Source organism: Sphingomonas oryzagri, from assembly GCF_029906645.1.
GTDB lineage: Bacteria > Pseudomonadota > Alphaproteobacteria > Sphingomonadales > Sphingomonadaceae > Solisphingomonas > Solisphingomonas oryzagri.
In genome coordinates, this window is the sequence record NZ_JARYGZ010000001.1 from 2620485 (window position 1) to 2632970 (window position 12486).

Below are 12486 nucleotides of genomic sequence, written 5' to 3' on the forward strand. Positions count from 1 at the left end.
GGATGCGCCGCTTCGGTCCCGTTGTCGATTTATCGGGGGCTGCGCCTCAGCCCATCCGATCGGCATGTGCGTCGGTCTCGCGCAGCAGACGATCGAGGATACCCGGCTCACTATAGGCGTGGCCGGCGTCGGGGATCAGGTGGAAATCCGCTTCCGGCCAGGCGCGGTGCAGATCCCAGGCGCTGCGCACCGGAGTAGCCGCGTCGTAGCGGCCCTGCACGATCACGCCGGGGATCGACTTCAGCCGCCCCGCGTCACGCAGCAACTGCCCCTCCTCCATCCATCCCTTGTGCGTGAAATAGTGGTTCTCGATGCGTGCGAAGGCCAGCGCGAAGCGATCCTCGCCGAAGCCGCCGGTCATCGCCGGATCGGACAGCAGGGTGATCGTGCCGCCCTCCCATTCGCTCCACGCCCGCGCGCAGGCCGCCTGCTCGGCGGGATCGCTGCCGGTCAGGCGGCGGCGATAGGCGGCGACCAGATCGCCCCGCTCGGCCTCCGGAATCGGCGCGAGGAACTTCTCCCACTTGTCGGGGAACAGCCAGGCGGCGCCGCCCTGATAATACCAGTCCACCTCCGCCTGCCGCAGCAGGAAGATGCCACGCAGGATCAGGCCGGAAACGTGTTCCGGATGGGTCTCGGCATAAGCGAGCGCCAGCGTGGAACCCCAGCTTCCGCCGAACACCAGCCACCGATCGTGCCCGCACATGGCGCGCAGCCGCTCGATGTCGGCGACAAGGTGCCAGGTCGTATTGGCATCCAGATTGGCATGGGGCCGCGACCGTCCGCAGCCGCGCTGGTCGAACAGCAGTACGTCGTAGCGGGCCGGATCGAACAGCCGGCGATGCGCCGGGCTGCATCCGCCCCCCGGCCCGCCGTGGAGAAAGACGGCGGGGATGCCGCCCCGCTTGCCGCAGCGCTCCCAATAGATCTGGTGACCGTCGCCGACATCCAGAAGGCCGGACTCGAAGGGTTCGATGGCGGGATAAGGCGTGCGCAGCGGTTCGGTCATGCGCGCGACCTTCGCAGAGGCCCCGCGCTTCGCCAAGCCCCGCTTGTGGCGACTCCACCGCCAGGCCTAGCATCGCGCCGGAGCCGGAGGGAGGATCAGGCCATGAGCGAAGAACTCGTCTTCTACACCAACCCGATGTCGCGCGCCCGGCTGGTGCGCTGGATGCTGGAGGAGGTCGGCCAGCCCTATCGCACCGAAATCCTCGAATATGGCACGACGATGAAGGGGCCGGACTATCTGGCGATCAATCCGATGGGAAAGGTGCCGGCGATCACCCACAACGGCAAGGTCGTCACCGAATGCGCGGCGATCTGCGCCTATCTGGCCGACGCCTTCCCGCAAGCCGGCCTCGCACCTCCGCCCACCGAGCGGGCGGACTATTATCGCTGGCTGTTCTTCGCGGCAGGCCCGCTAGACGCGGCGATCGTCGACAAGGCACTCGGCCGCTCGATCCCGCCCGAGCGGGCCGCGATGGTCGGCTATTCGGGCCTGGACGCGGTGGTGGGTGCGATCGCCGACGCTCTGGAGGGCAAGGCCTTCATCGCCGCCGATCATTTCACGGCGGCCGATTGCTATGTCGGCGCCTGCCTGTCCTTCCACATGCGCTTTGCCACGATCGAGCGGAAGCCGGTCTTCACCGCCTATGTCGAGCGACTTGAGGCACGTCCCGCCTATCTGCGCTCGATCGAGATCGACGGGGCGATGCCGCCGCCCAAGGTTGCCGCCTGAGCGGATACGAAAAAGCCCGGCGGATCGCTCCGCCGGGCCTTCCGTTGTCGTCGATCCCGTCCGGATCAGTTGCGCTGGTTGCCCATGAAGCGCAGCAGGAACAGGAACATGTTGATGAAGTCGAGGTACAGGGTCAGCGCGCCCATCACCGCCGACTTGCCGTAGAACTCCGTACCACGCACCGCGAAGTAGTTGCTCTTGATCCGCTGCGTGTCGAAGGCGGTAAGGCCCGCGAACAGCAGCACGCCGACGCCCGAGATGATCAGTTCCATGCCCGTGCTCTTCACGAACATGTTGATCACCATCGCCGCGATCAGGCCGAACACCGCCATCATCATGAAGGCGCCGAACGGGGCGAGATCGCGCTTCGTGGTGTAGCCGTAGAGGCTGAGGCTACCGAAGCCGACCGCTGCCGCGAAGAAGGCCTGCGCCACCGACGAGCCGGTATAGACGAGCAGGATACTCGACAGCGACACGCCCATCAGCACCGCATACGACCAGAACAGCGTCTTGATCGTGCCTTCGGAGAAGCGGTTCACGCCGAAGCTCATCGCCAGCACGACACCCAGCGGCGCCAGCATCAGGATCAGCCGCGCCGCCGGATTGGCGAGCAGCGACAGGCCGAAGGTCGTGTTCACGAACAGCATCGCGACGATGCCGGTGAGCAGCACGCCCGACGCCATATAGTTGTAGACGGACAGCATGTAGGACCGCAGACCCGCATCGAAGGCCGCGTCGCGCGCGCCTGTCGCGGCGCGGGGCACCGCGGTCATCCGGGGGTCAGACCAGTTAGCCATCGGAAGAAACTCTCCTTATCGTCGGCGAAATCCGCCGACCCAGACAATATCGGGCGTTCGCCTTATGGTTTCAAGCGAAACCGGTCGGCCCGATTTGTAACGAAAGATTGCTGATGGCCCTGCATCGCCTGTTCGTCGCGCTTCGTCCACCCGCCGCGACGCGCATCTTCCTTGCCGGACTGATGGGAGGCGTGCCCGGCGCCCGTTGGCAGGACGACGCGCAACTGCACTGCACCTTGCGCTTCATCGGCGCGGTGGATCGTCACCTGGCGGAAGACGTCGCCGCAGCCCTCGGCCGCGTCCGGGGCGAACCGCTGGCGCTCGGCCTTGGCCCGGCCGGCACGTTCGATCGCAAGGGCCGGGTCGATACGTTGTGGGTCGGCGTCCAGCCACGCGAGGCGGTGGCAGCGCTGCATGGCCGGGTGGATGCGGCGCTGCGTCTGGCCGGCATCGCGGCCGACGACCGGGCGTTCGTGCCGCACATCACGATCGCCCGCTTTCCCCGCAGCGAGTCGCCGGGGCCGGAGGTCGCATCGGCCGTGACTGTGCCGGCGGGACATCATTTCGAGGTGAGTCACTTCGAGCTGTTCGAAAGCCAGCTTGGATCAGAGGGCGCCAGCTACGAGACGGTCGCCCGCTATTCGCTCGCCTGAAAGCCTCCCGATCCCTCCTCACGCGCGCAAAGAAAAAGGGAGCCGGCATGATGCCGACTCCCTTCGTCTCCAAAGCCTCCGAAGAGGCCCCGGTGGAGTGCCTTACTGGCCCGAACCCGGACCGAAGGTGATCTCCACGCGGCGGTTCTGCGGCTCGCGCACACCGTCGGCGGTCTGCACCAGGAGGTGCGTTTCGCCGAAGGCCTGGGTCTGCATGGCCGTGTCCGGCACACCCTTGCCCGAGAGATAGGACTTCACCGCGTCGGCGCGACGCTGCGAGAGGCCCATGTTGTACTTCGGCGTACCCGACGTGTCGGTGTAGCCCGCGAGCATCACCGAAGCCGAACCGGTCTGCGTGTAGGCCGCAGCAGCGTTGTCGAGGATCGACGCGGCTTCCGGCGTGATGTCCGACTTGTTCCAGTCGAAGAACACGATGAACGGACCCGGGTTCTGCACCACCGGCGGCGGCGGCGGAGGCGGCGGCGGCGGGGGCGGCGGGGGCGGCGGGGGCGGCGGGGGCGGCGGGGCCGCCGGCTCGCCGAAGTTGAAGATCAGGCTGCCCAGGATCGAGTGCGACCGGAACTTGCCCTTATAGTCGGCGGCCGTTCCGAGATCCGGATCGAGGCCGACCATCTTCACGTTGCGAACGTTGAAGAAGCGATACTTCAGGCCGACGTCGATGTTGTCGGTGAGCGGCGCACGAACGCCGGCGATCGCCTGCCACGCGAAGCGGGTGTCGCTGTCGTCGAGGAAGGTCGGCGTATCGCTGTAATCGCGCCAGTTGTCGGCCTTCACGCGGGCCACACCGGCACCGCCGCCGACGTAACCGCTGATGCCCGACTCGTCGCCGAAGTCGAGCAGCGCGTTGACCATGAAGCTGAGCGCGCTGGTGCTGCCCTTCGGGCCGTTATAGGTCGTGACGGAGGTCGCGAAATCATCGACCTTCGAGCGCTTGTAACCCGCTTCGCCTTCGATCCGGACCGGACCGAAATCGTAGCCCACGATGCCGTCGACATCGTAGCCATAATGCTGGTTAACCTTGAGCGCGTCGGACGCACCATTGATGCTGTAGTGCGAATCCTCGACGAGCATCGCGCCGCCTTCAACGCCTACGTACCAGGCACCGTCCTTCGCATGGGCGGCAGCGCCGGCCAATGCGGTGGAGGCGAGCGCCATAACTACGGCGAGCTTCCGCATAATAATCCCCTTTCAATCAATTCCCGTCTGGGAACGGATAAAAGCCTAACCAAAGAGGAATATCCGCGCAAGCGCGCATATTCCCACACTGTTGCCAGATTGCCACAACCCCGCTGTCGCCTGTTGTGTTTCCTCCCCGGCAAGCGGCTGCTCAACACTCGATAATCCATTCGGTTTCGCCGTGCCGCAAAAAAATTTCAACTCGCGATGAGACCGTGGCTCCTCAGTGCCGCCAGAATTGCGGATATTGCAGCGCGCGCCTCGGAATCCTGCGAGGTTCCGCCGGTCGGATCGGCGATCGCGGACTGTTGCGCGCCCACCACGGCGACCCCATCGACGAGCAACCGTCGCGCCCGGATCTCGCCAACCATCCATGCGTCGCCATCGAAATGCGCAACCAGGGTGTCGGCGAGCGACCAGACCGCCATTCCGGGGCGCGGCGAGACGAAGCGCCAGCCGCCATCGCTCCAGGCAGCCAGCGCCAACGCCTGCCCCGCCCACGCCCCGACGGGGGATTCGCCGACGATCCAGCATTGGCCGGGCGCGGGCGCGGGCGGCGGACTGTCCACCAGCAGGCTTTCGACCGCCGGCTGGAGGAGCGCGTCGATCCGCACCAGCGCCTCGTTGTGGAACAATTCCTTCTGCGCCTGCCCGGATGCGATGAAGGGCAGAGCGAGGCGCGCGGTAGCGTCGGTCATGTCAGGCTCCCGATGTCATGGTGAGGGTGGCGGGCGGCAGCGAGGCGGCCGTCGTGCCGATCTGCGCGATCGTGATGGTCAGCGGCCCCGCGCCGCCCAGCGCATCGAGATCGGCGGGCGCGATCGTCGCGACCGGTTCCGCGACCGTGAGCAATCGATCCACGCCCCCCGGCCGCGACAGGAGGATCTGGTAGCGCTCGGTCTCTTCCGCGAGCGGCACGTCGGTGTCGTCCAGCCAGTCCCAGCCCGCGCGACTGCGGCGGGTCCAGCCGACCGATACGGAACCGTCGGGCATCGCCGTGCCGAGGAGGGCCACCGGTGCCGGGGGCCGCATGGCACGGGCCTGGAATGTGAGGTCGGCCTCCGCAGGCGCGCTGTCCCCCACCCCGTTCGCCGACACCCGCACCGACCGGCCGATTGCGGACAGCGGCAACGGCCAGGCCAGCAGCGCATCCGGATCGACCAGCACGAAGCGATCGCCGATCGCATGGCCGCCGATCGCCCATTCGCTGCCACGGCGACCACGGAGCAAGCCCGCGAGGCGGAACAGGCGCGGCCCGATCTGCTCGGCGGAAGCGAACTGGATCAGCTCGTCGCCCAGCAAAGCGAGGTTCGTGGCCGCCGAAAGGCTGGTGGCGTCGCTGCTCGCCAATGCCATCGCATCGTTCAGCAGCAGGATATCGACGCTGTTCGCATCGTCCCTCACGGCACTGCTTCCGGAGACCAAAACGGTCACTGCCTGCCCGATGATCGCCGGAGCGGCCGTGCCGCCGATCGCCTGCCAGCTCGCGCCGTCGTCGAGGCTCAGCGTCAGCGCCGCCTTGCGCCATCCCGCCTGCTCGCCGGCCGCCGCGACCAGCAACGTCGGCGCGGTCGCCGGATCATCGCCGAGGGACGGCAGATCGAGCAGCGCGAGCGTCGTCGGCCCATGCGGCAGGTCGGGCTGAGAAAGGCCCGAACCGCTGCTCGCCGGGGGTGCGTCGCCCGTCGCCGGCGGCAACCGTTGGACGGTCAGCGTCAGCACCATGTCCTCGAAGGCGCGCTCGGTCACCCGCCAGCGCCCGTTCTGGCCCGGCACGGCGACGATCGCACCGGCGGCGATGTCGAGATGCCGCAAGGGCAGCGCCAGCCGCGCCGTCGTCCGCCCCGCCCACTCGCGCGCCAGCCGCGCCTCGACGATGCTCTGCGCGCTCGATGCGTCGACGGCGGCGGGCAGATCGATCGCGCCCGCCCGGCGCGCGGAGACATCCCGCCGCGCGCTCTGCGAGCCGATCTGATAGTCGAGCGCGGGATCGTAATAACCGATCGACAGCGCCTCGTTCAGCGTGCCCGCCGCCTGTCGCTCGATCACGACCCTGGGCACCGGCTTGGCGCCCGATGCGAACGCCCCCATCTCGGTGACGGGTAGATCGAGCGGGGCGGCCGTCTCGTCGACCAGGTGCAGGCCGTCGGCGCCATCGGCGAAGGCCACCGGCAGCGCCGATCCCAACCCCTCGATCGCGCCGCGCAGGCTGTCGCCCGACGCCGCATAGCCGCCGAGCAGGGGGCCGCCCGCCCCGCTCACTTCGCTTTCGGACAGGATGGCCGCGATGGTGGTCAGCGAGACCGCGCCGTCGTCGGCCTCCACCTCGAAGCTGAGCGAGGGGATGCGGTTACCGTAATCGGCCAGCTGCAGATCCTCGAACACCGCATAGGCCAACCCGCGATGCGCCGGCGTCGCGTCGATCCCCTCGGCCGCCGCGATCAGCGGGTCGATCGCCTGCCCGTCTTCGCCGGTGTGGAGGCGGAAGGCGCCCACGTCGGTCTTCCAGTCCTTGGCCGCGCCGCGCAGCAGCGCGCCGTCCGCCCAGATGCGGTGGATCGTCCGCACCGGCCTCGCGGACAGCACGACCGCGAAGGAGGCCGAATAGCTGTAGGTGGTGGTCGCAGGCTTGCCCTTGCCGCCGGACTTGTGCGTGCTCTCGCGCAGGTCGGTAGCCCAGATCACCGATCCCGACGCGCGCATCGTGCCGAACAGCCGCGGCAGATCGGCTCCGTAGGAGGAGCCCTGCACGGCGAGACTGTCGAGGCGCGGCCCCTTGGCGCCCTTGGGCGTGAAGATGGCGCGATCGATCTGGTTGCCGATTACCGCGCCGATGGCGGCACCGATCGGGCCGCCGACGACGGTGCCGACGGCGGTGAGGACGAGAGTGGCCATGATCTTCCCTTCAGGCGACGCGCCAGCGGCCGAGCGTCGGCCAAGGTGGCGGCCCAGGCACCTCGACGACCCGGCGCAGGCCCGCATCGGCATGGATGAAACCGCGATCGGTGAGAATCGCGAGATGGAGTTGATGGGGACCGGGCAGCAGAAGCAGCAGATCGGCGGGGCGGGCCGCGCCCTCCACCGGGACGAACCCCGCCGCCTCGATCCCGGCCGCTACCCGCGCCGGATCGCCGCCGCGCAGGGCGTAGCCGGTCGGCACACGATCCCGACCGTAGGCGACCGCCGCCAGCCCGATGCAATCCAGTCCATTGGCTGGAAAGCGCCCGTGCAACCGGAACCGCGCACCCACGCAGGCCCGCGCGGCGGCGATCACAGTCGCCTCGTCCGGCGCCATCAGTCGGTGCCGTAGCGGGTCAGCAGGTCGACCCCCGGCAGATAGGGTTCGCCGCGAAAATTGGCGGCATTGGCGAACCGTATCCGGCAGGTATCGAGCAGGCGGTCGCACCCCTCCAGCAGCTCGACCCGCGCGCCCTCGGCGATCGCGAAGGCCGGGGGATCGCGCAGCGTCACCGTCGCGCCGGTCGAGGAGAGGATTGCCGCCGACAGGCCCGCATTGTCGCCGTCGAGCCAGCGAAGCCGGCCATAGCCGTACGCGTTGGACGAGGGTTCGGCGACATCGAGCGTCAGCACCTCGTCCGCCACCGCCGTCACCATCGCGAGACGGATATGGGCCGCCAGATCGACGCGGCAGCGCCGGTCGCCGAGCTGCGCGCGGCAATCGGGCGAGGTGCGCTCGACCACCGGCCGTTCCAGCAGGGCGGTCGGTCCGCGCAGCTCGGCGGTGAAGGCCGCATCGCTGATCGAGACGTCGCCGATCTCGCCCCGCGCGATGACCAGCGGATCGGCGGGGTCGATCCAGTCGACCGCGCACAGGGTGAGAGCGGCGCCGTCCCAGCGCCCTGCGGTGAGGTCGTCGGCTGTGATCGCATCGTGGGTCAGCGCACCCTCGACATCCAGCGTATCGACGTCGAACCCGTCCGACTGGCGGATCGCGGACGGCACCATGCCGGGGCTGGAGCGGTAGACCACGCCGCCGATCGTCAGGTCGCGATCGTGCGCGGTGAAGCCGATGCTCACCCCGTCCGCGCGATCGAGCCGCCAGCACAGCGCCATCGTGGTCAGCGCGCCGTCGAGCCAGGCGACGCTCATGGCTCGCGCACCTCGATCAGCGGAACGCTCGGCGCCTCGCCGGCAAGGAAGGTGGCGCGGCTGACCTCCAGCCTGTCCTCGGCGAAACGGACGGGCACGTCGAATTGGAAGCCGGCCGTCACCTCGGCACCGGCGGAAGGCGCGGTGACGAAGGAGACGATGCCGCCGTCGAGCAACGACCATCCTTCGGCGGCCTCGACCCCGCCTACCGCGACGCGCACGCTGCCCGTCACCGGCCGGGTGATCCGACGCACCTGCGCCTCCTCGCCGTCGCCGTAGCGTTTGACCAGCGGGAAGCTCGTCGTCGTGCCGTCGCCGATGCCGATCGACACGTCGGTCGCCTGGAAATCGAACGGATCGCGGAACCGAAAGGCCCGCGCCGCCCCGCGCCGCGCGCGGAAGAAGGCGAGCAGGCCGGCGATGTCGTCCTCGGATCGCACGCCCGGTCCGGCATCGAAGCTCAGCCGCGCGTCCGCCCAGTCGGCATTGCGCTGCTCGACCCCGGCCGCCGAGGTCACGATCGCGGTCGAGAAAGCCGGCGTCACGCTCGCCTGCGCGCCCAGCGTCAGCGGGAAATCCACATCGTCGAAGGCCTGCACGTCCCCCTCCCCCAGTTCGAATATCGTGAAGCCGTCGCGCGCCACCTGCGGCAGCGCCCAGAGAAAGACGCGGGCGACGCCCCGCGCCCGCGCCACCGTCGCAGCCGCCTCGATGCGCGGCCAGAAGACCGGCGCGTCGATGGCGTTCAGCACGAAGCCCGAGAAATAATCCTGCCGCTCCGGCGGATAGCCCAGCCGTTCGGTGGCGAAGGCGGCTCCGCGCGCACTCGCGCCGGTGTCGCCGGCCTGCACCCAGTCATAATCCTCGAGCTGGAGGCGATCGAAAGCCGGGCTGGCCCAGCCGACCGGCATGTTGGCACGCATCGCCTCTGGCATCCGGGGATCGAACACGGTCGGCAGATAGGTGAGCAACGACAGCTCGGCGTCGGGCGCCACCGCCTTCACCGCCGCGCCCAGCGCCGCCGTCGAGGTCGAGAGCAAGGCGCCGGCCGCATCGAGTACCGCCGTCTGCGTCGCGTCGAGCGGGCCGATCAGGCTGGTCACGTAATCGGCATCCGGGCCGAGCGCGGCGCGGGCGGCATCGTCGTGGAGGCAGATCGTGCCGTCGGCGCGGGTCCACCACCACGGCTCGCCGATCTGGAAGCGCACCGGCCCCGCCTCTGCCGCGAGCGTCGCGAACGCCGTCGCGACGGTGCGAAGGTAGGACATGGCCGGCGAACAAGCGGGAGACAGCAGGGTCGAAGGCGGATCCCACCCGGTGAGCGCGGGCGAGCCATCAGCCGCGCGCTGCTTCCAGTCTTGCCACGCATGCTGATCGAGCAGTTCGTAAGAAAGCGCGAGGATCACCTCGAACCCCAGCCCCGCCGCCCGCGCCAGGAAATCGCGGTGCCACGCCTCGGCCGCGACGTTCAGCGTTCCGCCCGCGAGACTGACGAGATGCCCCGCACCCGCCACCGCCTCCAGCCGGAAATAGTGGCTCATGCCGACATAATGATCGATCGCGCCGCGATAGCCGAGCGCGAGGATCTGGCGCAGCACCCGCGCCGGCGTCTGGTTGTAGGCGTCGTCGTAACCGGTGGCGATCATCAGCCCGTGCGGCGGCACCAGCCCGTCGCCGATCGCCAGCGTCGATCCGGCGCCATCGCTCACCATGCCGGTCAGTTCGACCCAGGCCTCGGCCGGAGCCGCGAGATCGCCCGCGACGCCGGTATAGGCTGGCGGCACCAGCGACAGGAACAGCCGGTCAACGTCTCCCGCCCATACCGGATCGGCATCGGCGGGGAGCGCGAAGCCCCCCGTCATAGCCCCGAAATCGAGCGTGACCGTCGCGTCTTCGGGCGACCCTTGCGCATAGTTCCACAGGCGCACGTACCAGCTCCGCGTCGCGCCCGAGGCATCGCGCCCCTCGATGGTCAACGTCGGGCCGTTGATCGCATCGAGCGGCATCAGCCCCGACGAGCGCCAGCGGAATGTGAGCGTGCACTGCCGGAAATCGCGCACCGTCTCGTAGCGGTTGAGCGGATGGTCGATGCGGTCCTCCGCCTCCCAGATCAGTCCGGCGAGATCGTCGCTCCCGTAGAACACCGCATCGACGCGGAGCGCATCGGGGGCGGTGGTCGTCACCGCCGCCATCATCGGGCGCGGGAAATTGACCGTCCAGAAGCGCGAATCGAAACGCTTGATCCACCCGCCCGCCTGTTTCCGCGCACGGTCGGCATCGGCGTCACTCGTCAGCCACCAGCCCATCTCAGCGATCCGCCTGAGCGAGCGCGCGGGAGACGGCGCGCGCCACCTGCCGGCTCGAACTCGCGAGCGCGCGTGGTTCGGTGCCGGTCGGCGCGTTGATGCTGATCGCGACACGCACGTCGCGCGCCGGGGCGGACGAGGCCGGGGCGATGCTGCCGGCCGAGGTGGGCACGAACAGCTCCGGCCCCTGCTCGCCGACCATATAGGGCCTGCCCGGCGAGACCGGCCCGCCGGTCGCGCGACCGGGCGAGCCGAGCAGCGAGGTCAGCAGGCTGGTACCGATCGACATCAGCCCGTCGCCCGATCCACCCGAGCCTCCGCCGCCGAGCAGAGCCGCGATTCCACCCTTCACCGCCTGCGCGGCGATCTCGGACAACACCGACAGCGCGGTGCGCTCCAGATCGGCGAAGCTTAGCTTGCCCGAACGCACCGCCCGCGCGAGGCCGTTCTCGATCAGGGTTGCCGCACGATCCGCACCGGTGCCAAGCGAGGTCTGGAGCGAGGCCTGCATCGATGCGGTGTCCGCCGCGAAGGCCTGCGTGTCGGCGCGCACGCCGATCATCAGCGTCTCTACCGTTTCATCCATCTGGGAATTGCTCCTTGAGCGCCGCGATCGTCACGGCGTCGGGGGGTGCGTCGCCCTGCGCCTGTGGCCCGGAGAGCGCGGACAGCACCGCTTCCAGCTCGGCCGGGGTGGCACGCCAGAACTCGTCCGGCCGCCACCCGGCGAGCGCGCCCGCGATGCCGGCGAGGCGGACCGCCCTCTCCACAAACGATCCGTTCGCACTGAGCGAAGTCGAAGTGCGGGACACAGGTGTGTCGCTCGCAGCCCGTCCTTCGACTTCGCTCAGGACGAACGGGGGAGAGGAAGGGGTGATCACAGCCCTTTCACGATCTGGCCGAGCAGGGTTCGCAGCACCGGCGTCAGCACGGCGATGCCAGCCTCGACCACCTGCTCGCCGAAGCTCTCGCTGGTGAGCGTGTCGGGCTTGCCGACGAGGCAGTGGAAGATCAGCGTGATGGTATCGGCCAGCGTCAGCTTGCCGACGGCCGCCTGCTCGACCAGCGCGAAGAGCGGGCCGACCTCCTGCTCGGCGGCGACGAGCGCCTGGAAGCTGGGGCGGACGGTCAGTGTCCGGTCGCCGATGGCGAGCGCGGTTTCGCCCCGCGCGGGGTTGGCGGGCGCACTCACGCCGACACCACCGGGCCGGAGGATTCGAGCGCCACGGTGTAGGCCCGCTCGCCGTTGAAATCGCCCGAATAATCGAGCTTCGTCAGCAGGAAGCGGCCCCGCATCGTCTCGCCGCTCTCGAAGCTCAGCTGATAATCGTCGAGCGTGCCGGCGAGCGCGTTGGCCTTCAGGCGCCCCTCCGCCGCCGATCCGGTGAACACGCCGCTGCCCGCCACCGAGACGCTGCGCGTGCCGGCGCCGGAAAGCAGCTCGCGCCACCCGCCACTATCCTTGTTGGTGATCGTCACCTGCTCGCCGGCGATCGAGAGCTGCGTGGTGCGGAGGCCGGCGACGGTGGCGTAGACGGGCATGGCGGTGCCGTCGCCGATCTTGAGCAGGAAGGCGCTGCCGCTTTCTGCGGGCATAGGTGGTCTCCTCTGTCTGAAGCCCCTCCCTGAAAGGGAGGGGTTTGGGGTGGGTTGCTCACCGGACAGCGGCGTGCCCGCCTCAGGCG

The 12486-nt window shown here is 69.1% G+C and carries 14 protein-coding genes; 2 read left to right on the forward strand and 12 right to left on the reverse strand.

What is annotated here, in order from left to right:
* Positions 1 to 46: 46 nt before the first annotated feature.
* On the reverse strand, positions 47 to 1009 hold the full coding sequence (gene pip, locus QGN17_RS12580; RefSeq protein ID WP_281044832.1) for a prolyl aminopeptidase: 963 nt from the start codon (positions 1007 to 1009) through the stop codon (positions 47 to 49).
* A gap of 102 nt (positions 1010 to 1111) precedes the next feature.
* Here pip and QGN17_RS12585 point away from each other — a divergent pair, with 102 nt between their 5' ends.
* Positions 1112 to 1738, forward strand: a complete 627-nt coding sequence (locus QGN17_RS12585; protein WP_281044833.1) for a glutathione S-transferase family protein — start codon at positions 1112 to 1114, stop codon at positions 1736 to 1738.
* A 65-nt stretch (positions 1739 to 1803) separates the two neighbouring features.
* On the opposite strand, the gene QGN17_RS12590 is transcribed toward QGN17_RS12585, so the two are convergent.
* Positions 1804 to 2535 carry a Bax inhibitor-1/YccA family protein gene (locus QGN17_RS12590; RefSeq protein ID WP_281044834.1) on the reverse strand — a complete coding sequence of 244 codons (732 nt, stop codon included), beginning with the start codon at positions 2533 to 2535 and terminating at the stop codon, positions 1804 to 1806.
* Positions 2536 to 2648: 113 nt separating this feature from the next.
* Between QGN17_RS12590 and thpR the strand changes: the two genes are divergently transcribed.
* Positions 2649 to 3188, forward strand: coding sequence for an RNA 2',3'-cyclic phosphodiesterase (thpR, locus tag QGN17_RS12595; RefSeq protein WP_313790158.1), 540 nt, complete (start codon positions 2649 to 2651; stop codon positions 3186 to 3188).
* A 102-nt stretch (positions 3189 to 3290) separates the two neighbouring features.
* On the opposite strand, the gene QGN17_RS12600 is transcribed toward thpR, so the two are convergent.
* The 10 genes from QGN17_RS12600 to QGN17_RS12645 form a co-directional block, all read right to left on the reverse strand.
* On the reverse strand, positions 3291 to 4385 hold the full coding sequence (locus QGN17_RS12600) for an OmpA family protein (protein ID WP_281044835.1): 1095 nt from the start codon (positions 4383 to 4385) through the stop codon (positions 3291 to 3293).
* Positions 4386 to 4582: 197 nt separating this feature from the next.
* Entirely contained in the window at positions 4583 to 5083 is a 501-nt protein-coding gene (locus QGN17_RS12605; RefSeq protein WP_281044836.1) for a DUF2793 domain-containing protein, read from the reverse strand.
* Position 5084: 1 nt separating this feature from the next.
* Positions 5085 to 7280 (reverse strand): phage tail protein, encoded by a 2196-nt coding sequence (locus QGN17_RS12610; RefSeq protein ID WP_281044837.1) that lies wholly within the window; start codon positions 7278 to 7280, stop codon positions 5085 to 5087.
* Positions 7281 to 7290: 10 nt separating this feature from the next.
* Positions 7291 to 7680, reverse strand: a complete 390-nt coding sequence (locus QGN17_RS12615) for a peptidoglycan endopeptidase (RefSeq protein ID WP_281044838.1) — start codon at positions 7678 to 7680, stop codon at positions 7291 to 7293.
* On the reverse strand, positions 7680 to 8495 hold the full coding sequence (locus QGN17_RS12620) for a DUF2163 domain-containing protein (protein WP_281044839.1): 816 nt from the start codon (positions 8493 to 8495) through the stop codon (positions 7680 to 7682). Before QGN17_RS12620 ends, QGN17_RS12615 begins: the two co-directional genes overlap by 1 nt.
* Complete coding sequence (locus tag QGN17_RS12625) at positions 8492 to 10801, reverse strand: DUF2460 domain-containing protein (RefSeq protein WP_281044840.1); 2310 nt, start codon at positions 10799 to 10801, stop codon at positions 8492 to 8494. Before QGN17_RS12625 ends, QGN17_RS12620 begins: the two co-directional genes overlap by 4 nt.
* 1 nt (position 10802) lies before the next feature.
* On the reverse strand, positions 10803 to 11387 hold the full coding sequence (locus tag QGN17_RS12630; protein ID WP_281044841.1) for a tail tape measure protein: 585 nt from the start codon (positions 11385 to 11387) through the stop codon (positions 10803 to 10805).
* Positions 11380 to 11571 carry a phage tail assembly chaperone gene (locus QGN17_RS12635; protein ID WP_281044842.1) on the reverse strand — a complete coding sequence of 64 codons (192 nt, stop codon included), beginning with the start codon at positions 11569 to 11571 and terminating at the stop codon, positions 11380 to 11382. The genes QGN17_RS12630 and QGN17_RS12635 overlap by 8 nt, the downstream gene beginning before the upstream one ends.
* A 107-nt stretch (positions 11572 to 11678) precedes the next feature.
* Positions 11679 to 11993 carry a gene transfer agent family protein gene (locus QGN17_RS12640; protein ID WP_281044843.1) on the reverse strand — a complete coding sequence of 105 codons (315 nt, stop codon included), beginning with the start codon at positions 11991 to 11993 and terminating at the stop codon, positions 11679 to 11681.
* Positions 11990 to 12397 carry a phage tail protein gene (locus tag QGN17_RS12645; RefSeq protein WP_281044844.1) on the reverse strand — a complete coding sequence of 136 codons (408 nt, stop codon included), beginning with the start codon at positions 12395 to 12397 and terminating at the stop codon, positions 11990 to 11992. Before QGN17_RS12645 ends, QGN17_RS12640 begins: the two co-directional genes overlap by 4 nt.
* Positions 12398 to 12486: the final 89 nt, after the last annotated feature.

Coding starts and splice junctions, on each gene's coding strand:
- QGN17_RS12615 (WP_281044838.1), bottom strand. CDS start 7,680: ATGGCGCCGGACGAGGCGACTGTGATCGCCGCCGCGCGGGCCTGCGTG.
- QGN17_RS12605 (WP_281044836.1), bottom strand. CDS start 5,083: ATGACCGACGCTACCGCGCGCCTCGCTCTGCCCTTCATCGCATCCGGG.
- QGN17_RS12630 (WP_281044841.1), bottom strand. CDS start 11,387: ATGGATGAAACGGTAGAGACGCTGATGATCGGCGTGCGCGCCGACACG.
- thpR (WP_313790158.1), top strand. CDS start 2,649: ATGGCCCTGCATCGCCTGTTCGTCGCGCTTCGTCCACCCGCCGCGACG.
- QGN17_RS12620 (WP_281044839.1), bottom strand. CDS start 8,495: ATGAGCGTCGCCTGGCTCGACGGCGCGCTGACCACGATGGCGCTGTGC.
- QGN17_RS12610 (WP_281044837.1), bottom strand. CDS start 7,280: ATGGCCACTCTCGTCCTCACCGCCGTCGGCACCGTCGTCGGCGGCCCG.
- pip (WP_281044832.1), bottom strand. CDS start 1,009: ATGACCGAACCGCTGCGCACGCCTTATCCCGCCATCGAACCCTTCGAG.
- QGN17_RS12645 (WP_281044844.1), bottom strand. CDS start 12,397: ATGCCCGCAGAAAGCGGCAGCGCCTTCCTGCTCAAGATCGGCGACGGC.
- QGN17_RS12590 (WP_281044834.1), bottom strand. CDS start 2,535: ATGGCTAACTGGTCTGACCCCCGGATGACCGCGGTGCCCCGCGCCGCG.
- QGN17_RS12585 (WP_281044833.1), top strand. CDS start 1,112: ATGAGCGAAGAACTCGTCTTCTACACCAACCCGATGTCGCGCGCCCGG.
- QGN17_RS12625 (WP_281044840.1), bottom strand. CDS start 10,801: ATGGGCTGGTGGCTGACGAGTGACGCCGATGCCGACCGTGCGCGGAAA.
- QGN17_RS12600 (WP_281044835.1), bottom strand. CDS start 4,385: ATGCGGAAGCTCGCCGTAGTTATGGCGCTCGCCTCCACCGCATTGGCC.